This is a genomic window from Streptomyces sp. NPDC007896 (assembly GCF_042959425.1).
GTDB lineage: Bacteria > Actinomycetota > Actinomycetes > Streptomycetales > Streptomycetaceae > Streptomyces.
This window is the reverse complement of sequence record NZ_JBIBKX010000025.1, coordinates 1-26,770: the sequence shown is the minus strand read 5'-3', so window position 1 is coordinate 26,770 and position 26,770 is coordinate 1. Positions and strand designations below refer to the sequence as shown.

The 26,770-nt window shown below is 70.0% G+C and carries 20 protein-coding genes and 3 pseudogenes; 16 read left to right on the top strand and 7 right to left on the bottom strand.

What is annotated here, in order from left to right; translation table 11 throughout:
- The first annotated feature begins 30 nt into the window (after positions 1 to 30).
- Complete coding sequence (locus tag ACFZDJ_RS48405; RefSeq protein ID WP_391069147.1) at positions 31 to 1,287, top strand: erythromycin esterase family protein; 1,257 nt, start codon at positions 31 to 33, stop codon at positions 1,285 to 1,287.
- On the opposite strand, the pseudogene ACFZDJ_RS48400 reads toward ACFZDJ_RS48405, so the two are convergent.
- The 4 genes and pseudogenes from ACFZDJ_RS48400 to ACFZDJ_RS48385 form a co-directional block, all read right to left on the bottom strand.
- Positions 1,259 to 1,582 (bottom strand): annotated as a pseudogene (locus tag ACFZDJ_RS48400) (dihydroxyacetone kinase subunit DhaK); the annotation flags it as partial. The gene ACFZDJ_RS48405 and the pseudogene ACFZDJ_RS48400 overlap by 29 nt on opposite strands.
- A gap of 223 nt (positions 1,583 to 1,805) precedes the next feature.
- Entirely contained in the window at positions 1,806 to 2,114 is a 309-nt protein-coding gene (locus ACFZDJ_RS48395; RefSeq protein ID WP_391069144.1) for a DAK2 domain-containing protein, read from the bottom strand.
- A 98-nt stretch (positions 2,115 to 2,212) separates the two neighbouring features.
- A complete protein-coding gene (locus ACFZDJ_RS48390) occupies positions 2,213 to 2,722 on the bottom strand; it encodes a hypothetical protein (protein ID WP_391069141.1) in 510 nt (169 codons plus the stop codon).
- 235 nt (positions 2,723 to 2,957) lie between these two features.
- Positions 2,958 to 4,928 (bottom strand): hypothetical protein, encoded by a 1,971-nt coding sequence (locus ACFZDJ_RS48385; RefSeq protein ID WP_391069138.1) that lies wholly within the window; start codon positions 4,926 to 4,928, stop codon positions 2,958 to 2,960.
- Between the two features lie 459 nt (positions 4,929 to 5,387).
- On the opposite strand from ACFZDJ_RS48385, the gene ACFZDJ_RS48380 reads away from it, so the two are divergent.
- Complete coding sequence (locus ACFZDJ_RS48380; RefSeq protein WP_391069362.1) at positions 5,388 to 6,326, top strand: Ig-like domain-containing protein; 939 nt, start codon at positions 5,388 to 5,390, stop codon at positions 6,324 to 6,326.
- On the opposite strand, the gene ACFZDJ_RS48375 is transcribed toward ACFZDJ_RS48380, so the two are convergent.
- Positions 6,248 to 7,270 (bottom strand): dienelactone hydrolase family protein, encoded by a 1,023-nt coding sequence (locus tag ACFZDJ_RS48375; protein WP_391069135.1) that lies wholly within the window; start codon positions 7,268 to 7,270, stop codon positions 6,248 to 6,250. The genes ACFZDJ_RS48380 and ACFZDJ_RS48375 overlap by 79 nt on opposite strands.
- A gap of 210 nt (positions 7,271 to 7,480) precedes the next feature.
- On the opposite strand from ACFZDJ_RS48375, the gene ACFZDJ_RS48370 reads away from it, so the two are divergent.
- Entirely contained in the window at positions 7,481 to 8,362 is an 882-nt protein-coding gene (locus tag ACFZDJ_RS48370; protein WP_391069133.1) for a helix-turn-helix domain-containing protein, read from the top strand.
- 211 nt (positions 8,363 to 8,573) lie between these two features.
- A pseudogene (locus tag ACFZDJ_RS48365) lies at positions 8,574 to 8,738 on the top strand (IS5/IS1182 family transposase); the annotation flags it as partial.
- 165 nt (positions 8,739 to 8,903) lie between these two features.
- On the opposite strand, the gene ACFZDJ_RS48360 reads toward ACFZDJ_RS48365, so the two are convergent.
- A complete protein-coding gene (locus ACFZDJ_RS48360; RefSeq protein WP_391069130.1) occupies positions 8,904 to 9,911 on the bottom strand; it encodes a zinc-binding dehydrogenase in 1,008 nt (335 codons plus the stop codon).
- Positions 9,912 to 10,222: 311 nt separating this feature from the next.
- On the opposite strand from ACFZDJ_RS48360, the gene ACFZDJ_RS48355 reads away from it, so the two are divergent.
- The 5 genes and pseudogenes from ACFZDJ_RS48355 to ACFZDJ_RS48335 all read left to right on the top strand — a co-directional run bounded on the left by ACFZDJ_RS48355 (position 10,223) and on the right by ACFZDJ_RS48335 (position 14,217).
- Positions 10,223 to 11,089 carry an oxidoreductase gene (locus ACFZDJ_RS48355; RefSeq protein WP_391069127.1) on the top strand — a complete coding sequence of 289 codons (867 nt, stop codon included), beginning with the start codon at positions 10,223 to 10,225 and terminating at the stop codon, positions 11,087 to 11,089.
- Between the two features lie 71 nt (positions 11,090 to 11,160).
- Entirely contained in the window at positions 11,161 to 11,688 is a 528-nt protein-coding gene (locus ACFZDJ_RS48350; RefSeq protein WP_390941412.1) for a MarR family transcriptional regulator, read from the top strand.
- A 155-nt stretch (positions 11,689 to 11,843) separates the two neighbouring features.
- Positions 11,844 to 12,947: a substrate-binding domain-containing protein gene (locus ACFZDJ_RS48345; protein ID WP_391069125.1), complete on the top strand. Its 1,104-nt coding sequence runs from the start codon at positions 11,844 to 11,846 to the stop codon at positions 12,945 to 12,947.
- Positions 12,948 to 12,997: 50 nt separating this feature from the next.
- A pseudogene (locus ACFZDJ_RS48340) lies at positions 12,998 to 13,363 on the top strand (FAD-dependent oxidoreductase); the annotation flags it as partial.
- Entirely contained in the window at positions 13,303 to 14,217 is a 915-nt protein-coding gene (locus tag ACFZDJ_RS48335) for a hypothetical protein (protein WP_391069360.1), read from the top strand. The pseudogene ACFZDJ_RS48340 and the gene ACFZDJ_RS48335, both read left to right, overlap by 61 nt.
- A 132-nt stretch (positions 14,218 to 14,349) precedes the next feature.
- Here ACFZDJ_RS48335 and ACFZDJ_RS48330 read toward each other — a convergent pair whose 3' ends face one another.
- Positions 14,350 to 15,351, bottom strand: a complete 1,002-nt coding sequence (locus tag ACFZDJ_RS48330; RefSeq protein WP_384921002.1) for a LacI family DNA-binding transcriptional regulator — start codon at positions 15,349 to 15,351, stop codon at positions 14,350 to 14,352.
- 389 nt (positions 15,352 to 15,740) lie between these two features.
- On the opposite strand from ACFZDJ_RS48330, the gene ACFZDJ_RS48325 reads away from it, so the two are divergent.
- From ACFZDJ_RS48325 to ACFZDJ_RS48295, 7 genes are all read left to right on the top strand, one after another.
- On the top strand, positions 15,741 to 17,075 hold the full coding sequence (locus ACFZDJ_RS48325) for an ABC transporter substrate-binding protein (protein ID WP_391069122.1): 1,335 nt from the start codon (positions 15,741 to 15,743) through the stop codon (positions 17,073 to 17,075).
- 7 nt (positions 17,076 to 17,082) lie between these two features.
- On the top strand, positions 17,083 to 18,018 hold the full coding sequence (locus tag ACFZDJ_RS48320) for an ABC transporter permease subunit (protein ID WP_390941400.1): 936 nt from the start codon (positions 17,083 to 17,085) through the stop codon (positions 18,016 to 18,018).
- Between the two features lie 47 nt (positions 18,019 to 18,065).
- A complete protein-coding gene (locus ACFZDJ_RS48315; protein ID WP_248297627.1) occupies positions 18,066 to 18,872 on the top strand; it encodes a carbohydrate ABC transporter permease in 807 nt (268 codons plus the stop codon).
- 41 nt (positions 18,873 to 18,913) lie between these two features.
- Complete coding sequence (locus ACFZDJ_RS48310; RefSeq protein WP_391069359.1) at positions 18,914 to 21,649, top strand: alpha-mannosidase; 2,736 nt, start codon at positions 18,914 to 18,916, stop codon at positions 21,647 to 21,649.
- Positions 21,650 to 21,699: 50 nt separating this feature from the next.
- On the top strand, positions 21,700 to 24,684 hold the full coding sequence (locus ACFZDJ_RS48305) for a glycoside hydrolase family 2 TIM barrel-domain containing protein (protein ID WP_391069119.1): 2,985 nt from the start codon (positions 21,700 to 21,702) through the stop codon (positions 24,682 to 24,684).
- 258 nt (positions 24,685 to 24,942) lie between these two features.
- Positions 24,943 to 25,518 (top strand): helix-turn-helix domain-containing protein, encoded by a 576-nt coding sequence (locus tag ACFZDJ_RS48300; protein ID WP_095856990.1) that lies wholly within the window; start codon positions 24,943 to 24,945, stop codon positions 25,516 to 25,518.
- 20 nt (positions 25,519 to 25,538) lie between these two features.
- On the top strand, positions 25,539 to 26,600 hold the full coding sequence (locus tag ACFZDJ_RS48295; protein WP_391069117.1) for a beta-eliminating lyase-related protein: 1,062 nt from the start codon (positions 25,539 to 25,541) through the stop codon (positions 26,598 to 26,600).
- Positions 26,601 to 26,770 lie beyond the last annotated feature (170 nt).

Sequence of the window (26,770 nt, the reverse complement as noted above, 5' to 3'; positions counted from 1 at the left end):
AACCGAAGGTTCAACGATAGCGTTGAAGGCATGGCCACTGACATCAAGGACACCGCCCAAGCCGTCGAGGCCGCCGCCGTCATGAGGCTGCTCCCGGCCCGGCCCCGGCTGCTCGCCCTGGGCGAGCCCACCCACGGCGAGAACGCTCTGCTCGACCTGCGCAACGAGCTCTTCCGGCAGCTTGTCGAGCAGGAGGGCTACCGGACGATCACGATCGAGAGCGACTGCATGATGGGCCTGGTCGTCGACGACCACGTCACCTCGGGCACGGGCACCCTCGACGAAGTCATGGAGCAGGGAATCAGCCACGGCTGGGGCACCTTCGCGGCCAACCGCGAGCTCGTGCGCTGGATGCGCGCCTACAACGTCCGCGCCGACAGCGACGGCCGACCCGCGTCCGAGCGGCTCCGCTTCGCCGGTTTCGACGGCCCGCTGGAGATCACCCACGCCGCGAGCCCCCGGCAGTCCCTCACCGCACTCCACGGCTACCTCTCGGCCCGGGTGGACGCGGACCTGCTCCCCTGCACCGCGGACACACTCGACCGCCTGCTCGGCACCGATGACCGGTGGACCGATCCCGCCGCGATGATGGACCCGGCCCAGTCCACGGGGCAGTCGGCCGAGGCCGGCCAACTGCGGCTGCTCGCCGACGATCTGGTGGCACTGCTCGACCAGCAGACGCCGCACCTGCTCGTGACGACCTCGAGGGACGACTGGGACCGGGCGCGCCTGTACGGGCGCACCGCGACCGGCCTGCTGCGCTACCACCACTGGATGGCCGACACCTCACCGGCCCGCATGACCCGGCTGGTGGGCGTCCGGGACCAGATGATGGCCCACAATCTCCTCGCGGTCGCCGAACGGGGCCCGGCACTCGTCCACGCCCACAACTCCCATCTCCAACGGACCAAGAGCTCGATGCGAATGGGCGGCATGCCGCTGGAGTGGTGGAGCGCCGGTGCGCTGGTGAGCGCCCGGCTCGGCGAGGAGTACGCCTTCGTGGCCACGGCCCTCGGCACGATCCGGCACCAGGGAGTGGACACGCCGCCGCCGGACACCGTGGAAGGACTCCTGTACGCGCTCCCGGAGGACCGCTGCGTCATCGACGCCCCGCGGCTGGCCACCACCCTCGGCGAGACGCGGCCCGCGCCCCGCGTCTCCCCCTGGTTCGGCTACGCCCCGCTTGACCCGGCCCACCTGGCGGACAGCGACGGCATCGTGTTCGTGAGGGACGTCCCGCAGAGCCGGCCCCGGCCGTTCAGCGGAATGGGTCGAGCCGACACCTGATGGCAGAAAGGCACTCAATGTGCGTTATCCGGCGACCGCGGATGATCCGGGCGCGATGGCGGTCGCGGTCAGGCTCCTCGGCCATCTCGAAGGCCATCCGGTCCCCGGTGTAGTTGTTGACCAGCAGCAGAACGCCCTTCGGGAACGTGACCAGCTTGACCGTCTCGTAGACGAAGTCGGCCGGCGGCGCGGCGAACACATCGCCGGGACAGGCCGCGTCGAGCATCCCCTTGCCGACGGTCATCACATGCGCCGGCTCGTGACCGGACCCGGAGCCCTGCACGATGGAGACCTTGGTTCTCCTGCGGGGCGTCGGCGCGCATGATCAGGTTGGACTCGGGGACGTACTTCAGCGTGTCGGGGTTGGTCAGGGCCAGCCCCTCCAGCATCTCCGCAACGTAGTCCTTCGGGTCGTTGACGAACTTCTTCATCCCGTCACTCCTTCATCCCGTCACTCCTTCGTCGTGCCGGTCCCGGATGCCGGGAAGCGGTCCGGGAGCCAGGTCCGTCGCCCGCCGTCAGTCGTGTGCGCCCCATTGGGCGGCGACGCGCTCCGCGATGACCGCGACCGCCATCGCGCCCGGATCCGGCGAGCCGATACTGCGCTCACCGGTGTAGCTCTGGCGGCCGCGTCGGGCCTGCATGGATGTCCTCGCGTCGGCTGCGGTCCGGGCCGTCGCGGCGGCCGGCCGGGCGAGTTCCGTCGCGTCGGCCCCCGGCCCGCCCTCGGCCAGCCGCTGTTCCAGGGCATCGGTATCAGCGCGTCCAGCAGTCGGCGAGCACGATCTCGAAGCCGCGAGCAAGGAAGTACCCCAAGTCCCCGTCACCCGCGACGGCGTCGAGGTCACCGAATGGCCTCGCCGACGTCGCAGGTGTCCAGCCGGCGGTGGGATGTGCCTCCCTGTACGTCTGCCCCGACCGCGGGTCACGGCGTCTTTTCTTCCAGCGTTCGCAGCGGATCCGCGGCGAGGCGCACCGGCTCTGCGAGCGCGGCCTCGTAGGCAGGGCGGGCGAAGACGTACGGGCCCATGGCAAGCTCCCCCCACTCCTTACGGAAGGGCTGCCGGAAGGATGACCAGGTGACGGTCCCGGGAGTGGTGGTCATGACCGTCAGCAGGGGCCAGCAGCCCCACAGACCGCAGGAGCAGCCCAGGACCGGTGTGGTGCCGGTGGAGGGATCGGCGAACTCCGGGACCGGGTCACCGAGGAAATGGCGTACGGGGTCGTCGATCTCGGACAGACCGAGGCCGCCGTGCTGGGCGAGCAGGAAGCGTTCCTCCTCTTCCGGGCCCTCATTCTCGCTCTCCTGGCGCCAGAGGCCGCGAGTGGCCTCGGCGGCGTACACGCGTAGATCCGTGCCGTCGACACGGAAGCCCCACTGGAGGTCCGACGGCTGCTCGCTGATCGGGTAGTTCAGGAACTCGATGCACTGCATGGCCGTCATCCTGAGGGGAGACGACCGTCCACGCGACATCATTTGGTGAGCGCGGGCAGGGGTTCTCGTGTCCGTGGCGCGTACCGGAGATGGTGCGGGACTTGAGAGCCCGCACACCAGCCGATGAGCCCCCTGACACGACCCGAGACGAAGATACGGACAGTGTTTGAAGCTCAGTAGGCCCTCCAGTGGCCCCCGACCAGTGCGGCGTGCGTGCGGCCGGGGGCGGGTCCCCTCAGTGCACCGTGACCGATGCGGTGGTGGCCGATCCGTCGGTCCAGCCGTGGCGATGGGCGGTCACCTTCACGGTGATCTTCTGGCCCTTGTCGGCCTTCACCAGCACGTAGGTGGACTGGGTGGCACCAGTGATGGTCTTGCCGTTGCGTTTCCAGGAGTAGGAGTACGAGGTGGCTGTCGGCGACCAGGTGCCGTGGGCGACCGTCAGCCTGTAACCGACCTTGGCGGTGCCGCTGCGGGAGGGCGCCTTGGTGGCCTTCAGGGATGGGCCGACGGTGACCGTGGCGGCTGGTGACGTGGAGTTGACTGAACCAGCGCCGTTGCTGACCGTGACCTTGCACGAGATCTTGTGGGTGTAGTCGTCCGAGGTCAGGGTGCGGGTTGTGCCAGTGGCGCCGGAGATGGTCCTGCCGTCACGCAGCCATGACCACGCGTCTGTCGTGTTGAAGCCGGACCAGGCCGCGGAGCACGTCAGCTTGGAACCGGTACGGGCGGTCCCGGTCACCGTGGCCTTCGTGGTGATGTTCGGCTTGGTCAGCAGGCTCTGCGACCGGCTCCACACGCGGGACGTGTAGCGGTCGGCGGACCCGGGGACGTAGACGGCCGTCCGCTCCAGCACGGTGGCCCGGCCGTCCGGTCCGGCCGCCACCTCGGCCGTCAGGGCGTACATGTCGGGGACGGCGGCGACCGGCGTGCTGTTGAGCGCGGTGGCCTTGCTCCAGGTGCCGCCGGCCCGGACGGCCCACTCCAGGTAGTGGTCGTCGCCGTTGTCGGTGCCGGGTGTCTGTGGCCATACGACCTGTACGGTCCCGTCCGCGCCGATGGACGCGTCCACCTGCCAGTCGACGTAGCCGGTGGAGAGCGTCTTCGGCGCGGACCAGGCGCCGGTGCTCGCGCTGCGGGTGACGGCCTGGACGATCGGCATCCCTGCGCTGCCGGTCCAGCCCGCCCACACGTAGGTGACATCCCCGTTCGGTGCCACGAGTGGACCGCTGTCGTCGTTGTCCTGAACGACCGGCGCGGCGGTCTGGACGGCCCCCCAACTGCTGGTAGGGGAGGGCCTGCTGAGGGACTTCAGCCTCTCGACCCCGTTGGTGGCGCTCTGCCACAGCACGGTGGTGGCGCCGTTCGCCGCCATCGACACCTCCACGTCGGTGGACTTGGCGTCCGCGCCGGGCAGGGCGGCTGGGCTGCTCCAGTCTCCACCGGGAGTGGCCCGGGTCACGATGGAATCGACATGGGAGTCACTGGTCCTGTCCCAGGCGTCCCAGACCGTCGTGGCCGCTCCATCGGGAGCCACCGCGAGTGAGAACTGCTCGATGGAGCCGTCGGAGAAGGACCCCAGACGGTGAGGCGCCGACCAGGCCGTCGCGCCGGGGGCGAGCGTGGCGGTCATCGCCTCGTAGTTCCAGAATGCGTCGCCCTGGTCCCATACGGCGGTGACGGTGCCGTCCGCCGCCGCGGCCAGCTGGGGCATCGACAGGTCCAGTCCGGCGTAGGCCGTGAGCGTGATCGGATCCGACCACCGAGCCGTCGCCGGGTCCCAGCCGGCCGAGACGGCGGCCAGCGAGCCGTCGGTGTAGGTGCCGGTCGTCCAGGCCGCCTCGGCGTGCCCGTCGGCGGTCACCGTCAGCACGGCCGGGGCGGTGGCGTTGCCGCTGGTGAACAGAGTATGGGGAGCAGCCCACTTGTCGCTGCCCGCGGGCCTGACGACGGCCTGAATGTCCCAAGTAGTGGCGCCGGCCGCCTTGTTGCGCCACAGGGCGAATGCCGTACCGTCCCCGGCCACCTGGACGTCGATCAGGCTCTGCTGACCGTCGGCACCGGTCAGGCTGACCGCGGGGCCCCATGGGCCCGCCGACGCCGTGTATCCGACGGCGCCGGCGGGCAGAGCGGTGCCCACCGCAAGTGCGGCCGCCGTTGCCGCCGCGCAGGCGGCAACAGTGGCTCGCGGTCTCGGTATCTTCACTGCCACTACGGCTCCTGTCTCGGACGGGCGCGCCTCTCACGCCCGACAATGCGGTTGAACCTCGGGGTGGGGGGCCTGTGATCGAGCGGAACCACGTCCGGTCAAAGCCTGGCGCCGGAACACTGCGTGGCCGCCTCCGCCACCTCACGCCGCCACAGTGCTCCCGCAGGTGGATGCGTTGACGACAGTACCCAGCGGGGGCTCGCACTCTCCCGCGCGCGGCAGTCTAGGAATGATCAAATCTTCACCCGCCACCCAGAGAGTCGACCCCTTATCGTCCCTGATCCGTCGGTACGCACCGAGACTTGAGACACGCTTTACACGACGCACGCAACTGCCGCCCATCCCGTCGCTGTCTGACAAGGAGTCGGGCCCCGTCAGGGCCGAAGAAGCGAGAGAGCGGGGCACGTCGTGGGACGGCGCAAGGGCGGCATAGGGATCGCACTCGTCACAGGTGTGATGCTGGTGGGCACGAGTGCCTGCGGCGGAGGCAGCAGTGACAAGGCGGGCGGGGACGACGCAAAGGCGTCGGGAAAGCCGAGTGCGAGCGCCTCTCCGTCACCGACGAAGCCCGCGGGCCCGCCGATGCTGCTGGAGACGATCACCCCACAGGCGGGAGCCACGGTCGGCGTGGCCATGCCGATCTCGGTGGTCTTCACCAACCCGGTGGCGGCAAAGGCACGGGCCACGGTGGAGAAGCACATGAAGGTGAGCGCCTCGCAGCCGGTCGCCGGCGCCTGGCACTGGTTCGGCGACAGGCGCGCCGACTGGCGACCGAAGACGTACTGGCCCTCCGGCACGAAGGTGAAGATCGACGCTGACATGAACGGCGTCAGCAACGGCAACGGACGCTACGGCGTGCGTAACTACACACACGCCTTCCAGATCGGCGACGACGTGCGCGCGGATGTCTCGGTGACGGGACACACCATGAAGGTGACCCGGAACGGCAAGGCGGTGCGCACCCTGTCGATCAATGCGGGCAGCGCCGAGTATCCGACGTGGAACGGCACGATGGCCGTCATCGACAAGCAGGAGAAGGTCCACATGACCTCCTGCAGCGTCGGCATCAGCTGCGACAAGGGCAGCCCCAACTACTACGACCTGACGCTGCCCTGGGACATCCACCTGACCCAGTCCGGCACGTACGTGCACTACTCGACCGGCGACCCGAATCCGGGCAGCGGCAGCGCCCGCGGCTCGCACGGCTGCGTCCACCTGTCCATGTCCGACGCCAAGTGGTTCTACGGCCAGGTCAAGCAGGGTGACCCCGTCACCATCACCGGCTCGCCCCGTGCCAAGGCCCCGGCCGACAACGGCTACGCCGACTTCAACCTGGGATGGGACCAGTGGCTCGCGGGCAGCGCGTCCGGGACGGAGACGACCGCGACGCTGTGATGCGCTGCGGTGGCGGCGCCAACCCCGGTGACTCGCCGCCGGGTCAGAGGTACTTCGTGAAGATCGGTGACAGGTGGGTCGTCACCTGATCGACGTATTCGGGGACGTCGTAGAGGGAGACGTGTCCGGCGCCGTCGATGACGGCCAGCTCCTTGGGGCTGTTCACCCGCGGCAGCAGCTGCTCGGCCTGCCACAGGGAGCCGGCCTTGCCGCCGGCGACCATGAGCAGCGGCTGGGTCAGCAGCGTCTCGACCTGGTGGAACGCGTCGAAGGTAGATGTTGGCGACGCTGGTGAACAGCATGCGGTTGTCGGAGCGGGGGTGCCGGGCGCGGGGTGTGCGGTAGTAGTCGTGGGCCTCGGCCATGTCGGGGACGGTTGTCTCGTCCACGGTCTCGGGCACGTACGGCACGTGGGCGGCGTCGGCGCCCTGGGCCTCGGCGGCGCGCTGCTTTGCCACCGCGTCGAGGGTGGCGAGGTGGGCGGCGACGGGCTCGGAGCCGTCCCAGCCCAGGCGGTAGGCCGCGCCGATGTCGATCGGGCTGACGGTGCCAACGGCCTTGATCCGGCGGTCGGTCATCGTGGCGTTGACCGCGTAACCGGCGCCGGCACAGATGCCCAGGACGCCGATGCGGCCGGCGTCGACGTAGCCGAGAGTGGACAGGTAGTCCACGGCGGACCGGATGTCTTCGACCCGGGAAGCGGGGTTTTCGAGATGGCGGGGCCGGCCGCCGCTCTCGCCCTGGTGGGAGGCGTCGAAGGCGAGGGTGACGAAGCCCTCGCGGGCGAGCTTTCCGGCGTAGAGGCCGGCCGTCTGCTCCTTGACGCCGCCGCCGGGGTGGACGGACACGATCGCCAGGTACGACCGGCCCTCGGAGAAGCCGTCCGGGAGGTAGAGGTTCCCGGCCATGGTGTTGCCGGCGTTGATGAAGGTGACGTTCTGCACGGTGATGTCCTTCGCTGATCTGTCCGGGAGAGTGGCCGTGAGGCCACCGCTCCCCTGATCGAGGTGAAAGCCCGCAGAGCCGGTCCGAAACCGTGCAATGCGCGGGCAGACCACCATGCAATCGGCGCATCGGCGAACGAGGGGGTCACTGCTGAAACGCGCCCTGGCAGGGCACCCCACCGAGCTCTGCGGCTACCTGGCCTGGAAGGCATGGACCACCGCAGCGAGATCCGCGAGTTCCTGACCTCCCGCCGGGCCAGGATCACCCCCGACCAGGCGGGACTGCCCAGCTACGGCGCCCGCCGGGTTCCCGGGCTGCACCGCGCGGAGGCCGCCCAGCTCGCCGGGGTCAGCGTCGAGTACTGCGCCCGCCTGGAACGAGGGAACCTCGCAGGGGTGTCCGACACCGTCCTGGACGCGCTCGCCCGCGCCCTGCGTCTGGACGACACCGAGCGGGCCCACCTCTACGACCTGGCCCGCGCCGCCAGAACAAGTCCGCGCCGACGCCGCAAACAGGCGTATCCGCAAGGAGTGCGCCCCAACGTCCAGCGGCTCCTCGACGCGATGACCGACACCCCGGCACTCGTCATCAACGGCCGCACGGACGTGCTGGCGAGCAACGCACTCGGCCGGGCCCTGTTCGCGCCGCTCCACGACACCACAACGCGGCCTCCCAACCACGCCCGGTTCATCTTCCTCGACGCCCGCTCCCACGACTTCTGGGACAACTGGGACCACGCCGCGGACGACGCCGTGGCCCTGCTGCACACCCAGGCCGGCCGGGACCCCTTCGACACGGACCTGACCGCCCTGATCGGTGAACTGTCCACCCGTAGCGAGGACTTCCGCGCCCGCTGGGCCCGCCACGACGTACGCCGCCACGCCACCGGCGTCAAACACCTCCGCCATCCCGCCGTCGGCACCCTCCACCTCACCTTCGAAGCGATGGAACTCGTCGCCGACACCGGCCTGACTCTCCTCGCCTACGGCGCCGAAGTCGGCACCGCCTCCGAAGACGGCCTGCGCCTGCTGACCACCTGGGCGGCCACCCGCGATCAGCAGCGGGCGGTTCCTGCTGTCGACGAGACCTAGGCAATCGGCCTGGACCCGTCCGGCGGCCCCACGAACGCCTCAGCCTGTCGCTGTCGCACCCGTGCGCGTCCCGACGGCCCGGAACTGTCGGAGCAGTGCCTCCCCGACCATCCCCGCTCCCCGCTCCGCGACCCGCACCCGCACCCGCACCCGCACCCGCACCCGCACCCGCACCCGCATGAAGAACGCACAGGACGGTGAAGGCGAGCCGGGACGGGCCGAGCGGCGGCGCCTGCGCCGACGCCGCAAGGCCCGCCTGAAGATCGCCCTCCTCGGGCGGTCCCGCGGTGGCCTGACCAGCATGTTCCACCTCGCGACCCACCGACGCCGCCGGCCGCTCGCGCTTGTCCTGACCGCCGGGCAGGCCGCCGACAACCGCGGCCGCGACATAGAGCGCAGCCTCGGAACCGCGTCATGATCGCTGCCGAAGACAGGCAGACGCATTGGCGATGGTCATGCACAACTTCCCCGTACGGAGGAGCGGGGGCCGACCCGGTCGATACGGCCGGAGCCGGTCGCAGCGACGGGGCGGCCCGGCGGTTCAGGGCTTGAGGATGAGCTTGCCCGTGGTCTGGCCGGTCTCCAGAAGACGGTGGGCCTCGGCTGCCTCGGCGAGGGGCAGCGGTTGAGTGGCCGGTGTGCGCACCTCGCCCGAAGCGACCCATCCCACCAGGCGGTGCAGCGCCTTGCCCGCCTCCGGCAGCCGGTGCTCGAACCAGATGCCCAGGTTGAAGCCGATCAGGGACTGGCTGGGAGCCGGGTCGTACAGCAGCGGAGCCAGTGCGGCCGGGTCCAGGCCCTCGGTGGTTCCACTGACCGAGCCCAGGACGACCAGACGTCCGAACGGGGCCAGGGCGCGCAGCGTCTGGGCCAGGCGGGCCGGGCCCGACATCTCCAGCGCGCCGTCCACCCCGACACCGCCCGTCAGTTCCCGCACCTCTTCCGGCCAGTCGTCCTGGGTGTAGTCGACGGCGTGGTCGGCCCCGAGGTCGAGTGCGATCTGACGCTTGGCCGGAGTGCTGGCGCCGGCGATCACCGTGTCGGCGCCCAAAAGCTTCGCGATCTGCACGGCGTACTGGCCGACACCCCCGGCCGCGGCGGGGATGAAGACGCTCTGGCCTTTTCGGAGCTCGATGAGCTCGGTGAGGATGACGGTCGCCGCCAGTCCCGAGACGACGATGCCGGCCGCGGCGTCGGAGTCGAGCCCTTCAGGAATCGGGATCAGGCTCGGGGCGTAGGCAAGCGCCAGCTCCGCGTATCCGCCGGAGCCGTCGGCACCGACGCTGCCGAACACCTTGGTACCGACCGCCGGGCCATCCACGCCGGGCCCAAGGGCGACGACGGCGCCCGCCACCTCGGCACCCGGCACGAAGGGCGACGGCGTGGCCACCGGGTAGACATCGCCGCGGCGGCGCATGACGTCGGAGAAATTGACCGCAGCGGACTCCACGCGGATCAGTACCTGGCCGGGCCCCGGCTGCGGATCAGGGAGCTCTACCTGCCGCAGCACCTCAGGGCCGCCCTGCTCGGTCATCTGGATTGCCTTCATCGCTGTACCTCACATCGGTTACGGATGATCTTGAACGGGACGAGAAACAAACTCATGGGTGGCGGCACGAGATCACTCCTGGCTCGACCCACCCATTAGCTGTCCTGGACAGGATAATGCTCGACATCATGGATCTATTCCATGGAGGTGGAGAGATCTGGGCGGCCGAAGCCGACACCCACGGAGCATCAACCCATCGGCGGCATCTATATGTCCCAGACAGTAATATGGTCGACACGAGACCAAGAACCACGCGGAACGCTCCATCGCCGCGGCAGCGACTCACACCGATTCGACTTGGAGACCAGCTGATGCGTACGCCCACACCCCCCGCCGACCCGCCGCAGAGCACGTTCCGGCTGGGCGGCACGCTCACCGTCCCCCGCCTCGGTTTCGGGGCGATGCAGCTCCCCGGCCGCTGGGGCGGCCCCGCGAGCGATCGCGCGACCGCAGTGGCAGTCGCACGTCTCGCCGTCGAACTCGGCGCGTGCCACATCGACACCGCGGCCTTCTACTTCACCGGCGACAACCGCGCCAACGACATCCTGCGCACGGCGCTCCACCCCTACACCGCCGACCTGTCGATCGCCACCAAAGTCGGTCCGATGCGCCTGCCGAGCGGGGAGATGCACGGCGAGGCCGGCCCCGCCCAGCTGCGAACGGAGGTCAAGCGCAACCTGACCGAACTCGGCCTCGACATCCTCGACCTCGTCTACCTGCGGGTGCTCACCTCCGCTCCGCTCGGCGACCGCTTCGCCGTCCTTGCCGAACTGCGCGACGAGGGACTGATCCGGCATCTGGGCGTCAGCAACGTCACCAGTGAACAACTCGCCGAGGCCCGTTCGATCGCGCCGGTCGCCGCCGTTCAGAACCGCTTCGGCGTCCTGGAGCAGAGCGACGCCGCGCTGGTCGACGAGTGCGCGCGAGCCGGCATAGCCTTCATGCCGTTCTTCGCGCTGGGTGGCGGCCACAGCCCACTGGACGATGGTGACCTGCTCGACGTCGCGGAACGTCACGGGGCCACCCCTTTCCAGGTGGCCATCGCCTGGGGGCTGGCTCGGTCCCCCTCGATCGTGCAGATCCCCGGCACCGCTTCTCTCAGCCACCTGCGACAGAACATGGAGGCCGCGCGCATCACCCTCGACCAGAACGACATGGCGCTCCTCACCCGGCGGTGACCCCTCACCGCGCAGCGGTGCCCGCCGGCCGTCGCGAACCGGTCCGAAGCCGCAGCACAGTAGGATGATCCATGACTTCACGACAGCCCGGACGGGGAGGCGCCCCCTCCGCCACCGCTGCCGGCAGCGGCCCCATCAGCAACGCCCTGATCCGGGTAACACGGCTGCACGTCATGCAGGCAAGGCAGTTGTTCCGGGCCGTCGGACTGCACCCCGGCCACGAACTGCTCCTGATGCACCTGTGGGACACCGGACCCCAGCGGCAGGCGGACCTCGCCGTGGTCTTCGACACGGACTCGGCCGCCATGACCCGCACCGTGCAACGCCTCGAGCGAGCCGGGTTCGTCCGCCGCCGACCCGACCCGAACGACGGGCGAGCCACGCTGGTGGAGACCACCGCCGCCGGCAACGGACTGCGACGCTCGGTGGAGCAGCTGTGGGCGCAACTCGAAGCGATCACGACCGCCCGGATGACACCCGCGCAGCAAAAGACACTGTTGGAAGGACTCGAACAGGTCGAGCACAACCTGGCCGCCGGTCACGGCTCCCCAGAGCACGAGCCCATCCGCTCCCAGGACGATCGTGCGGGTGGCAATTGATCAACCGCGTACTCACCCACGGCATGAAGTCCCGTCAGGAGTCTTGACCGACGCCGGCAGGGCGCCCACAGTACTCATTCATACGCATTACTTATGCGCATTACTGATACACATCAGTATCGTGCACGGCGGTCGTGCCCGGCCGGGTGAGGAGCATGGTGGAGCAGCCCAAGAAGCGGTCCCGGCGCGGTCGTACCCCCGCGGCGGCGGGACGCACGCCCCGGCCGCGGCAGGCGGAGGTCGCCCGACTGGCCGGGGTCTCCCAGGCCACGGTGTCGCTCGTGCTGTCGGACAAGGGGCAGGGCTCGGCGATTTCGGACGAGACACGGCAGCGGGTGCTCGACGCGGCCCGCAGCCTCGGCTACGTACCGGACCCCGCCGCGCAGCGGCTGGCCGCGGCCCGCAACAACCTGCTCGGCGTGTTCAGCTTCACGGCCACGTTCCCCACCGACGTGCAGCACTCGTACTACCCCTTTCTCGTCGGCGTGGAGCAGGAGGCCGCCGCGCGCGGCTACGACCTGGTGCTCTTCACGGGCTCGAGTTCCGGAGGCGCGGGGGCGTCGGGGCCCGACGCGCTGAGCAGGGTGCGACTCGCCGACGGCTGTCTCTTCCTCGGTCGGCACGCTCCGGTAGCCGAGTTGAAGCGGATGGTCGCCGACGGCTTCCCGGTCGTGCACCTCGGGCGCCGCGACGAACTCGAAGGGCTGCCGTGGGTGGGCGCCGACTACGTCAGCGCGAGTGGCGAGGTCGTCGCCCATCTGGCGGCTCTGGGGCACCGGCGCATCGTGCTGGTCCGCGAGGACGACGACGCTCCGGCGTCGACGGACCGGCAACAGGGCTTCCTGGAAGGGCTGGAGGCTGCCGGGCTCGCGGGCGGGCCCGAGGCCGTCTTCCGCTCGGCCGACTCCGAGGGCGACCTCACCCCCGGGCGACTGCGCCACTGGCTGGCCGAGGGCGTCACCGCGTTCGTCGCGGAGGAGACCGACACCGGGGCCGCTTGGCGTGCGCTGTGCCGGGCCGTCGACGAGGCCGGCCTCACCTGCCCCGACGACCTGTCGCTCGCCCTGCTCGGCAGTCCGCCCGGCGATCTCGCCGACGGTCCGCAGGCCACCGGATTCGACATCCCCCGGCCCGAGTTGGGCGCGGCGGCGGTCCGGCTCCTCGCCGCCCGCGTCGCCGGCGTGGAGGCCGACGAACCCCTGGTCGCCTGTGTCTTCCGGCCCGGTGCGACCACGGGGAGGCCGCCGAAGCAGGGCTGACCACCGCACGATCGCACCTCCGTGGCCGAGAACACCCAGCAAGGAGAAGCGTGATACCGGAAGCGGACATACTCATCGTCGGCGGTGGACTCGGCGGCGTGGCCGCCGCACTCGCCGCCTGCCGGGCCGGACGCAGCGTCGTGCTCACCGAGGAGACCGACTGGATCGGCGGACAGCTCACCTCGCAGGCCGTACCGCCCGACGAGCACCCGTGGGTCGAGCAGTTCGGGACGACGACCTCGTACCGCCGACTGCGCGAGGGCATCAGGCAGTTCTACCGGCAGTGGTACCCGATGCGCTCGGAGGCGCTGGCGCTCACGGACCTCAACCCGGGCGCCGGACGGGTCAGCAAGCTCTGCCACGAGCCACGGGTGGCGCTGGCCGTGCTGGAGGCCATGCTCGCGCCCCACCGGGCGGCCGGACGCCTGACCGTCCTCACCGACCACCGGCCCGTCGCGGCCGAGTCCGACAACGATGTCGTACCCCGTCGGCCGCCACGCCCTGGGCGACGAGCTACCTGTACTACGGGCCGCACAACGCGCCCGGCGGCATCTGCCTGGCCTACGGCGACTCCCTGGAAGGGCCCTTCACGGAATACCCGAACAACCCGATCGTCGCCAACAACTGGCAGCCCCACTACTCCGTCAGCCACGTCGCGTCCCCGCACGTGATGTGGCACGCGAGCACAAAAGAGCTGTGGCTGTACTTCCACGGCGAGAACACCACCACGCGCCTGGCCCGCTCGAAGGACGGCATCAACTTCACTTACGACAAGGTCGTCCTGTCCACGTCGATGCTGCCGAGCGGCACCACCGAGACGTCGTACGCCCGTGTCTTCCCGCACGAGCTGCCCTCTCGCGGCGCCCACTACGTCATGGTCTTCATGCTGAACAACACCACCGACCACCGTGACATCCACTGGGGTTGGTCGGCCGACGGGCGCAGCTGGACCTACGACCAACAGCCCCTGATCCGCCACTCCGACGTCAGTGCCGTCAACGTCGGCGGGCCGCATCTGCTGTACCGCGACAACAGCACCTACGTCGTCTACAACAAGGACAAGGAGAGTGGCGGCGACCTGATGATCACGGAGGTGGGCAACGACTTCAGCAGGCGTAACCACCTTGGAGTCTTCTACAACTCCCGCAGCAGCGCACCTGAGAACGGTCGCGCTGCCGCCCCCTCGTTCGGCACCGACGGGGGCGTGCCCTACATGATCTACGAAGCAGGGGAACGGCTCTCGAGCTCCATCGCCATGGCCCGCGGCTGACAGCAGCGTTCATGCTCCGTCGAAAGACATGCGAGCGATGAGTCCGTGTGCGCACTTCGTCTCAACGCCTGGGCCGCCGGCGGCCCGGGCAAAGGCAGAGGCAGAGGCAACGCCACTGCCTCCGAACACGGCCTACGCGGACTCACGCAGCCTCAGCTCCGCCCCCACCACCAGTTCGTCCTGGCCGAGCGGATCCTCGCCGGTCAGCAGCCGGGCCGTCTGTTCCACGACAAGCGCGCCGAGCGCCCGCGTGTCCAGGGCCACGGTGGACAGCGGCGGCTCGACGAGCGCCCCCAGCTGGAGGCCGTCGAAGCCGATCACCGCGAGGTCGCGAGGAACCGCGCGTCCGAGCCGGCGCGCTCCGCGCAGCGCGCCTATGGCGACGATGTCGTTGAAGGCGAACACGGCTGTCACGTCCGGGTGCTCGGTGAGCAGGACCTTCAGCGCGCTCTCCCCGCCCTCCACGCTCTGGTCGGCGCGGCTCACCGGGCCGGCGTCGAGCCCGCAGGCGGCCATCGCGTCGGCGAACCAGGCGTGGCGGATGCTGGGCTCGGACCTGCCCGCGTGGTCGAGCATGCCGATGTGCCGGTGCCCGGCCTCGACGAGGTGCGCGATGGCCGCGCGGACGCCCTTCTCGCCGTCGATCCGGATGGAACTGAACCGTTCGGTGCGGTGCTCCCGGTCGATGAGTACCACGGGAAGCCCGCGTGCCAGTTTGTCGATCTCGTCCTCGGGCTGGCTCAGATAGCCGACCACGGCGTCCACCTGGGAGGCGATCACCTGGAGCGTGCCGCGCTCCTCCTCGATGCGGTCACCGGTGTCGTAGACGACGACGTGCCAGCCACGGGACCGCGCCGCGTCCAGAGCGGCCGCGGCGACCTCGGTGAAGAACGGGTTGAGCAGGTCGGGGATCACCAGCCCGACGCTGATGGTGTCCTGCCGCACGAGCCCCCTGGCGAACCTGCTGGGGCGGTACCCCAGCGCGAGCGCCGCGTCGAGGACGCGCTGCTTGGTGGTGACGTCGATCTCGCCCTTGTCGTTGAGCGCCCGCGACACCGTCTGCCGGGACACTCCGGCGGTCCGGGCCACATCGTGAATCGTCACTCTGCGGGGTCCGGTCCCCGACGACGCCATCACTACCTCCGTACCTGTGCCGACGCCGGCGCGCCGTAGGGACACTGAGTATGCACCGGGCCGAAGCCATGGTGCGACCTTTTGCGCGGGCCCTCGACGATCATGGCCGTCGTGAGGCCTTCGCCGGTGGCGCCAGGCCATCACCGGTGGTCAGCGGCGTCATGTGTGCTCTCCTTAACCTGCCGGACCCATGGACGACTCAAGAGTCTTGACACTCGGCCGTGCCGCGGCGCAGACTCCGAATCAATTCATAGCACGCTCCCGTGAGCGCTCCCGTGAACGTTCACGTGAACGCTCACGGACTATCCCAACCAGAAGGCATTCCCCGCCTGAGCTGTCAACGTCGACCCGCCTAGCGCCGCCGCTAGTCGTTCTCTGGAACGGAAAACATGAGCAAGAGAGTCACGCGCACCCGTCTCGCCGCCGTCGCCGCGGCAGCCACTCTCGTCGTACTCGCCGGGTGCTCGTCGCCCGCTCCCTCGGACAAGGCGTCCGCGGCCTCCTGTACCCCCGCCAAGGGGGAGGTCACCCTCCAGTACTGGAACACCGTTCCGGGCATGGACAAGGTCGTGGACCTGTGGAACAAGAAGAACCCGGACGTCCAGGTCCAGACGAAGAACATCTCCAACGACCAGTACGGCACCCTCGGCAACGCCCTCAAGGCGGGCAAGGCGCCGGACCTCGCTCAGGTGGGCTACGACGAGCTCCCCAACCTGCGCACCCAGAACGCCTTCGTGGACGCCTCGGCGTGCTCGGCGGCCACCGCGGCCAAGTCGAAGTTCGTGCCGTGGACCTGGTCCCAGACCAGCTTCGGCGGCACGGGCGTCTTCGCCCTCCCGCAGGACACCGGCCCGATGGCCCTGTTCGTGCGCAGTGACATCTTCAAGAAGCACGACATCGCGATCCCCACGACCTGGGACGAATACGCGGCGGCCGCGCAGAAGCTGCACAAGGCGGACCCCAACCTCGACATCACGTTCTTCGACCCGAACAACGCCGAATGGTTCAACGGGCTCCTCTGGCAGAACAGCGCCCAGATGTACAGCTACTCCGGCGACAAGTGGCACGTCACCGTCGCGTCGGACCAGAGCAAGCAGGTCGCCGACTACTGGCAGAAGCTGATCGCCGGCAAGCTCGTGCGCACCGACCTCGCCAACGGTTCGACGCAGATGTACGCCGCGTACCAGAAGGACCAGATCGCCAGCTACGTCGGCGCCGCCTGGGGCTACAGCATGTTCCGCGACAACCTGCCCAAGCAGGCCGGCAAGTGGTCGATCGTGCCGATGCCGACGTGGGGCGCGAACGGCGCCTCCGGTGACTGGGGCGGTTCGACCGTCGCGTTCATGAAGGGCAGCAAGCATCTCTACGAGTCGGTCAAGTTCAACACGTGGCTGAACTCCGACCCGGAGGCGCTGGCGCTGGAGAACCAGCTGGGCGGCCTCTACCCGGCGGCCGACGCGGGGCTCAAGCTGCCCGCGCTGTCGAAGGGCGTGCCGTACTACAACAACGAGAAGATCTTCGACGTCTTCGCCGATTCGTCCAAGAAGGTCGACACCGAATTCGCCTGGGGCCCCGCCCAGAAGACGGTGAACCTGGCCCTCCAGGACGCGATGGCCAAGGCCGCGGCCGGTGACGGCACGCTGTCCGACGCGCTCTCCGCCGCCCAGGCCGCCGCCCTGAAGTCGATGAAGGCCCAGGCGATCCCGGCCACGGCGGGCAAGTGACCACGGAATGACCGACATCGCACCTCGCGCGGTGACGTCAGGTGGCCGCCGCCGTCTCAATGGCGGCGGCCCCCGGGCGGGCACCGTCATCGCGTTCCTCACCCCGTTCTTCCTGCCGTTCGTGCTGTTCTACCTGGTGCCCGTCGGCTACGCGCTCTGGCAGAGCTTCCGCGTCGTGCGCCGCACCGGAGGGCAGTACGGGACCTCGTACACGACTTTCGGCGCATTCGACCAGTACACGCAGGTGTTCCAGAACAGCGAGTTCTGGAACAGCATCGGCCGCATCGGGCTGTTCGGCATCGTGCAGGTGCCCGTCATGCTGTTCGTCGCGCTGGTCATGGCACTGCTGCTGGACACGCCCCTGCTGAAGCTCAAGGCGTTCTTCCGTATCACCGCGTTCATGCCGTACGCCGTGCCCGGCGTCATCGCCGCGATCATGTGGTCGTACCTGTACTCGCCGCAGCTCAGCCCGGTCGTCGACCTGTTCCAGCGCATCGGCCTGCACCCCGACTTCCTCGGTCCGGGCGCCGTGCTGTGGTCGGCGGCGAACGTCTCCACCTGGCTCTGGACCGGCTACAACATGCTGATCATGTACTCGGCGCTCCAGTCGATCCCGCAGGAGCTCTACGAGGCCGCCAAGATCGACGGCGCGACCAACTGGACGATCGCATGGCGCATCAAGGTCCCGATCATCGCCCCGTCGATCGTCCTGACCACGGTGTTCTCGATCATCGGCACACTCCAGCTCTACGCCGAGCCGGCCGTGCTGCGTCAGATCTCCTCGAACATCTCCAGCACGTTCACCCCGAACATGCTGGCGTACGCGGTGGCCTCCGGGAACAACTACCAGCAGGCCGCGGCCATTTCGGTGGTCATCGCCGTCATCACCTTCGTCTTGAGCTTCGGGTTCATGCGACTCACCTCGAAGAAGGCGGGACTGTGAGCAACCCATCCACGATCCGCGAGAGCCGGGGCAGCCGTACGGCCGTCATGGCCCTGATGTTCCTCCTGGCCGTCTACTTCCTGCTGCCGGTCTACTTCCTGATCGTCGCGGCGACGAAGCCGCAGGGTGACCTCGCCGCCACCAACGGGCTGGCGTTCTCGCACTTCAACCTGTTCGAGAACCTGCGCGTCCTGTTCACCCGCAGCGACGGCATCTTCGGGCGCTGGGCCCTCAACACCGTCATCTACGCGGTGCTGGGCGCGGCCGTGGGCACCCTGATCTCGGCCCTGTGCGGCTACGCGCTGGCCAAGTTCCGCTTCCGGGGCAAGGAGTTCCTCTTCTCCGTCGTCCTCGGCGGTGTCCTCGTCCCGACCACCGCGCTCGCCCTGCCGTTGTTCCTGCTCTTCTCGGCGACCGGGATCGTCAACACCTACCTCGCGGTGTTCCTGCCCAGCATCGTCAGCCCGTTCGGTGTCTACCTGGCGCGCGTCTTCGCCAACGCCGCCGTCCCGCAGGAGCTGATCGAGTCGGCGCGGCTGGACGGCGCGGGCGAGTTCCGCACGTTCTTCTCGGTGTCGTCCAGGTTGATGACTCCGGCCCTGGTGACCATCTTCCTGTTCCAGTTCGTGGCCATCTGGAACAACTTCTTCCTGCCGATGGTGATGCTCCAGAAGGAGTCGCTGTTCCCGATCACGCTCGGCCTGTACGAGTGGAACGGCCAGACCGCCCGGGCCCCGCTGCTCCAGGAGTCCGTGATCACCGGCTCGCTGGTTTCGATCGTGCCCGTGATCATCGTGTTCATCCTCCTCCAGCGGTTCTGGCGCACCGGGCTCGCCGCCGGTTCCCTCAAGTGACCGCTCTCCCCCGCACGTCCGCACAGAAGGTCCCCCTCACCATGCAGAACTCCGCCGTCTTCGTGCCCCATTTCCACTGGGACAGGGAGTGGTACGAGCCGTTCCAGGTGTTCCGGCACCGGCTCGTCACCGCCCTGGACACCGTGCTGGAGACGGCCGAGGCGAACCCGGACTTCCGGTTCACCGTCGACGGGCAGATGGCCGCGGTCGAGGACTACCTGGAGATGCGGCCGGAGAACCGCGACCGCCTCGTGGCGCTGGTGCGCGAGGGCCGCCTCGCCATCGGACCGTGGCTGATCCTGCTCGACGAGTTCCTCTGCTCGGGCGAGACGATCGTACGCAACCTGCAGATGGGCTGGGCCGCGGCGGAGCGACTGGGCGGTGCGATGCCCGTCGGCTATCTGCCGGACATGTTCGGCCACATCGCGCAGATGCCGCAGATCCTCGCCCGCGCCGGGATCGAGCACGCGGCACTGTGGCGCGGTGTGCCCGGTTCCGTCGACGGCCACGCCTTCCGCTGGCGCGCGCCGGACGGCTCCGAGGTGCGCACCGAGTTCCTCTTCGACGGCTACGACAACGGTCTCGACGTCCTGCTGGTGCCCGACCGGATCGGCCGCGCCCTCGGCGACTACGCGCGGATGACCGCCGCGCGCTGGGGCGGTGACCCGGTGCTGGCGATGGCCGGCACCGACCACAACGCGCCCGACCCGCGGCTCGCGGACTGGCTGCGGCGCGCTTCCGACGACGAGCGCGCCATCACGATCGCGACACTCGACGAGTACATCCGCGAGCACGTGCGGGACGAGGTGTCCGCCGTCGTCACCGGCGAGCTGCGCAGCCATGTCCGCGGCAACATCCTGCCCGGCGTACTCTCCGTGCGGCTCGGGCTCAAGCAGCGGATGGCCGTCGCCGAGCGCACCGTCGACCACGCCGAGCGCGTGAACGCCCTGTGGTCCCGGCGGGACGACGCGTCGTTCCTGTCGCTCGCCTGGCACAAGATCATCGAGTCGACGGCGCACGACTCGGTCGTCGGCTCGGGCACCGACGAGACCTGCGACCAGGTCGACGCGCGCCTGGCCGAGGCCGCGCAGACCGCACGAGCCGTGCGGGACGCCGCGCTCGCCGAGCCCGCCGCCCGGGTGCCGAGCGACGCACACCTCGTCGCCAACCCGCTGCCGTTCGCCCGTATGGCGCTGGTCGAGGTGGACGTCGTGGCACCACCGGCGGGAGCCGGCCTGGTCGCGACCGCCGCCGACGGCTCGACGCACCCCGTGCAGTTGATCTCGCAGGCCCCGACCGTGCTGAGCGACGAGCGCATGGACGCCTCCCAGCTCGAACGCGTCCTGCGCCGTATCCACCGCCGCGAGCTCTTCGGCCGGCTGATCGACCACTACGAACTCACCCCGAACTCGCTCGTCTTCCACCTCGCCGAGGTGCCCACCAGCGGACCGTTCGACCTGCTGATCCTGCGCCGCGAGGTCGCCGAGGCGGCCGCCGCGCACCCGGGCGAGTGGCGGGTGCTGACCCTGGAGGAGGCGCGGGCGACCGCGCTGGTGCCCGTGCACGTACCGGCCTCCGGGCTGGCGAGCTTCCGGGTCGCGCCGAGCGAGTGGCCGGCCGCCCCGTCGTCCACGCTCGCGAACGCCACGGCGACGCCCCGGGGCGTGTCCAACGGCCTGGTCGACGTCGAGGTCGCCGCCGACGGCACCCTGACCGTGACCGGGGCCGACGGCACCGTCCTGAGCGGCGTCGGCCGCCTCGTCGACGGCGGTGACCGCGGCGACAGCTACAACTACGCGCCCCCGGCGCGGGACGTACTCGTGTCGGAGCCCGTGGAGACGACCGTAGACGTCCTCGAATCCGGCCCGCTGCGTTCCCGGCTGCGGGTCACCCGGGTCTACGCGTGGCCCGCCGCGCTCTCCGCCGACCGCGATCTGCGCGCCGACCGGACCGTGGCGACTCCGGTGGAGACGCTCGTGGAGGTGCGCGCGGGCGAGCCGTTCGTCCGGGTCTCCACGTCGTTCCTGAACCAGTCCGCCGACCACCGGCTGCGTTTCCACGTGCCGCTGCCCGAGCCGGTGGCCGTCTCCGCGTCCGCCGGGCAGTTCGCCGTGACCGAGCGCGGGCTCACCGCCGAGGGCGGCTGGGGCGAGTACCCGCTCCCGACCTTCCCGGCGAGCTCGTTCGTGTCGGCCGGACCTGCGACCGTGCTGCTCGACCACTCCAGCGAGTACGAACTCGTCGACGGCGGTGCGGAACTGGCCGTCACCCTGCTGCGCGCGATCGGCTCGATCAGCGTCAACATCCACCCCCTGCGTGACGAGCCCGCTGCCACCGAGATCCCCGCGCCGGGTGCGCAGGACCTCGGGATGCGGATCACCAACCGCTTCGCCGTGCTGCCCTCCGCGACCGGCTGGCAGGGGGCCGACGCGGTCGCCCTCGCCGAGGAGTTCCGGGGCGACGTGCTCGTCACCCGCGGCACCGCGCCCGGCGGAGGCGACCTGCCGGGCGACGCGACCGGGCTCCGGGTCGACGGCAGGGATGTCCTCGTCTCCAGCGTCCGCCGCGTCACCGACGACGGGCGCGGGTCCGGAACCGAGGTGCGGCTGGCCGCGATGAGCGCCACCGGCTCGGTCGTCCGGGTGACGGGCGCGTTCACGGAGGCGACGACGGTCGACCTGCTGGGCAGACCGCTCTCCGCGCAGGCGGAACCGTCCGGCGACGGCCTCGAACTCGCCCTCGGCCCCTGGGAGATCCGCACCGTGGTCCTCCGCTAGCCCACCCAAAAAAACAATCTCCCCACTGCCACCAAGAAAGTTGTGACCTCTTGCCCTCCGAGCTTTCCGCGTACGTTTCGGACCCCACACCCGGGCGCGGTGCGCTACGCCCGGCACGCTCGTGGCTGGACTCCGACGCTCCCTCGCTCTCGCTGAACGGAGCCTGGCGTTTCCGGCTGTCGCCCACGGCGTCGGTGGCACAGGACTTCGCGGCCGAAGGATTCGACGACCACGGCTGGGAGAGCATCCCGGTGCCCTCCCACTGGGTGCTGGAGGGCGACGGAGCCCATGGCCGGCCGATCTACACCAACATCCAGTTCCCGTTCCCGATCGACCCGCCCCACGTCCCGGACGAGAACCCCACCGGCGACTACCGGCGTCATTTCGCCATGCCCGCCGACTGGTCCGACGCCGAGCGGATCGTGCTGCGGTTCGACGGTGTCGAGTCACTCTTCCGGGTCTGGGTCAACGGTGTCGAGATCGGCAGCGCCGGCGGCAGCCGGCTCGCCCACGAGTTCGACGTCACGCGGGCGGTGCGTCCGGGCGACAACGTCGTCGCCGTGCGGGTGCATCAGTGGTCGGCGGCCAGTTACGTCGAGGACCAGGATCAGTGGTGGCTGCCGGGCATCTTCCGCGACGTCACGCTGATCGCCCGGCCGGCCGGGGGCATCGAGGACGTCTGGCTGCGGACCGGGTTCCGCGACGGCCGCGGGCGTGTCGAGGCGGAGATCACCGCCGAGGCGTCCGCGTTCCCGGTCACCCTGCGCATCCCCGAACTCGGCGTCGAGCAGGTCTGGGCGACCGCGGCCGATGTGAGGCCGGTCGACGCCGGCGAGGTGGAACCCTGGTCGGCCGAGCGGCCCCGCCTGTACGACGCCACCGTGTCGACGGCGGCGGAGAGCATCGCGCTGCGCGTGGGCTTTCGGACGGTCGAGATCCGCGGTGACCGGTTCCTGGTCAACGGCCGTCGTGTCGTGTTCCACGGGGTCAACCGCCACGAGGCGCATCCCGTGCGGGGCCGGGTCTTCGACGAGGAGCACGCCCGCGAGGACCTGGCCCGTATGAAGCGGTTCAACGTGAACGCGATCCGCACCAGCCACTACCCGCCGCATCCGCGTCTGCTCGACCTCGCCGACGAACTCGGCTTCTGGGTCGTGCTCGAATGCGACCTGGAGACGCACGGCTTCGAAAAGGGCGGCTGGGCGGGCAACCCGAGCGACGACCCGGCGTGGCGGGAGGCGTACCTCGACCGCATCCGGCGGACGGTCGAACGGGACAAGAACCACCCGAGCATCGTGATCTGGTCGCTCGGCAACGAGTCGGGTACCGGTAGCAACCTCGCCGCCATGTCGGCCTGGGTGCACGCCCGGGACGCCGAACGCCCCGTGCACTACGAGGGCGACTACACCGGCGAGTACACCGACGTGTACTCCCGCATGTACGCGTCGGTGCCGGAGACCGAACGCATCGGCAGGGACGACACGGACACGCCGCTGCTGAACTGCACCCCCGCGCAGAGCGCGCGGCAGCGGGCCAAGCCGTTCCTGCTGTGCGAGTACGCCCACGCCATGGGCAACGGGCCGGGTGCGCTCGACCAGTACGAGGCGCTGGTGCACGAACATCCGCGGCTGCACGGCGGGTTCGTCTGGGAGTGGCGCGACCACGGCATCCTGGCCACGGCGCCGGACGGCACGCCGTACCACGCCTACGGAGGCGACTTCGGGGAGGTCGTGCACGACGGCAACTTCGTGATGGACGGCATGCTGCTGAGCGACGACGTCCCGACGCCCAGCCTGTACGAGTACAAGGCGGTGGTACAGCCGGTCCGTTTCGTCTTCGACGGCGACAAGGTCGCGGTGACGAACCTGCGGCACTCGGCCGACACGTCCGACCTGCGCTTTCGCTGGCGAGTCGAGCACGACGGAACGCCTGTGGACGCCGGGGACCTGGAGGTCCCGGTGGTCGCGGCGGGCGAGTCGGGGTGGGTGTCCCTCCCGCCGGTCCCGGTGGCGCCCGAGGGCGAGACATGGCTGACGATCGAGGCGGTCCTGGCGACCGCCGCGCCCTGGGCCCCCGAGGGCCATGTGGTGGCCACCGTCCAGTCGGACCGTTCGCCGGACGTCCCGGTGCCCGCCGTCCGGCACCGGACGGGCTGGCGACCGGACGCCGGAACGCTGATTCTCGGGGCCGCCCAGTTCGTGGACGGTTCCCTCGTGAGCCTCGCAGGCCGCGCCGTGACGGGGCCACGGCTGGAGTTGTTCCGCGCCCCGACCGACAACGACGAGAGCCCGTCGGACGGTGTGGAGGAGAGCGACGCGAGTGTCGCGGGGGTGTCCAACGCCGAGCTGTGGCGTCGCGACGGTCTCGACCGGCTGACCGCACGTCGCGTGTCGGTGGAGCGACCCCACGACAAGGCGGACGCGCTGCGCACGCTCGACAAGGTCTCCGCGGCGAACTCCGCCCTGTTCGTGATGGTGGAGTCCGTCTGGTCGCTGGAAGCCGGCGAGCTGGAACTCCGCGTGGAGATCCAGCCGTCGAGCGGCTGGACCACGGTGTGGCCGCGGATCGGAATCCGCTTCGACCTGCCCGACGGCGCGGCACCCGTCGACGGCGCCGAGTGGTTCGGGCTCGGCCCGTCGGAGTCGTATCCCGACAGTCTGCGGGCGGCGCGCACCGGCCGTTTCTCCTCCGGCATCGACGACCTCTCGGTCGACTACGCCCGTCCCCAGGAGACCGGACACCGGTCCGGGCTGCGTCGGCTGACCCTCACGAGCACGGGTGCGGAGGTGTTCCGTGTCGAGGCCCTGCCCGACACACACGGACGGCGGCCCGGCTTCACGCTCAGCCGCCACACGCCCCAGGAGCTCGCACGGGCCGGACACCCGTATGAGCTCCCCGCCTCGACGACGAGCCGTCTGACCATCGACGCGGCGCAGCACGGACTCGGTTCGCGGTCATGCGGCCCGGACGTGTGGCCCGAGTTCGCCCTGCGTCCCGAGGCCCGCACGATCAGGCTGCGCATCTGGGCGGGCTGACCTACCCGGCTCCTGACCGACGGAGCACCGAACCGCAAGGGCACCCGTGTCGGCCGACCGCAGCACAGCGGCCGGCTGGCACGGGTCTTGTGCATGAGCCACCGGTGACGCGCCTCCCCTCGATCACGTCGTTCACTAAAACGAACGATATGTTCACCAGGCCCAAGAGGTTCGGTATAGTGAACGCATGGTTCATTCAGTCGGGGCTTTTGGGGCCGGCATCCGCGTGCCCTGCACCGCAACCCACAGGAGCCGCTGATGACGCCCCCTCCGTCCGGCCGCCAGCCGGTCAGCAGTACCGCAGCCGCGGTCGGCGCGAAGATCCGCCTGCGCCGCCAGCAGCGCGGTATGAGCGCCGCGGAGATGGCCCGGCGCGCCGGGCTCAGCAAGGCCACCTTGTCGCAGCTGGAGGCCGGCAACGGCAATCCGACGATCGACACCCTGGACGCGATCGCGATCGCCCTGCGCATTCCGATCGCCGACCTGCTGGCGCGTGACGCCGACACCGGGCCGGTCTTCCGGCCCGGCACGGACATCGAGCCCGGCGAGGTCTCCCGGGAGCTGCTGCGCCGCATCAGCAGCGGCAACAGCCTGGAGATCTGGCGGCTGCGTATCCCTCCCGAGACGGAGCTGCCGGGCGTCCCGCACGCCACCGGCACGATCGAGCACCTGCTCATCGCCACCGGGCACGTCACCGCCGGCCCCGTCGACGCCCCGCAGGATCTGGGCCCCGGCGACATGCTCGCCTTCGCCGGGGACGCCCCGCACTTCTACCGCACCGGCGCCGAGGAAGTGGACATCACCGTCGTCTTCGCCTCCCCCATCAGCACCTGAGTACCAAGGAAGAACCTTCCATGAGCACCGCCATCGCCACCACCCCCTCCAGCCGTGCCTTCATCAGCGACAACATGGCCGGGGCATCCCCTGAGATAGCGCGGGCGGTGGCCGACGCGGCCGCCGGGCAGGTCCTGCCGTACGGCAACGACCCCTTCACCGACCGCGCCCGCCGCAGGCTCAGCGAGATCTTCGAGCGGGACGTCGACGTCTTCCCCGTCTCCACCGGGTCCGCCGCCAACGGCCTGAGCCTGGCCGCCCTCACCCCGCCGTGGGGCAGCGTGCTCTCCCACCCCGGCAGCCACATCAACACCGACGAATGCGGGGCTCCGGAGTTCTTCACCAACGGCGCCAAGCTCGTCGGTGTCCCGGGCCCCGACAGCAAGATCGACCCCGAAGCGCTGCAGGCGGCGGTGCGCCGCCGGGCCGGTGACGTGCACAGCGTGCAGCCGTCCGCGCTGAGCATCAGCCAGGCCACCGAGAGCGGCAGCGTCTACACCCTGGAGGAGATCCGCCGCCTGTCCGCCATCGCCAAGGACGCGGGACTGCGCGTCCACATGGACGGCGCGCGCTTCGCCAACGCCCTGGACCATCTCGGCGCCACCCCGGCCGAGATGACCTGGAAGGCCGGCATCGACGTCCTGTCCTTCGGCGCCACCAAGAACGGCGCGATGACCGCCGACGCCATCGTCTCCTTCGACCCCACGCTCGCCGCCGAACTCGCCTTCCGCGGCAAGCGCGCCGGCCAGCTCGCCTCCAAGATGCGCTTCCAGACGGCCCAGATCGACGCGTACCTCACCGACGGCCTGTGGCTGCGCAACGCCCGCCAGGCCAACGCGATGGCCACCCGGCTCGGGGACGGCCTCAAGGCCATCCCCGGCACCGGTCTTCTGGCCACACCGCAGGCCAACATCCTCTTCTGCCGCCTGCCCCAGCAGGCCACCGAGGGACTCCTCGCCGAGGGCTACGCCTTCTACCACGACCGCTGGGAACCGGGGATCGTCCGGTTCGTCACCGCCTTCTCCCACAGCGCCGACGACATCGACCAGCTACTCGACGCCGTCCGGCGCCACACCCGCTGACCGACGGCCGACGGCCGACGGCCGGGGGCAACGTCTCGGTCACACCGACGCCATAGGCAAGGGGGAACCACGAGCGGGGTTTCCACCTTGATCGTGGACACCGGTTGTCATGCAGCGATGGCCGGCGTAGTTGATCTCTGTTCGAAGGCGACCGGCGCGAGGTAGCCGAT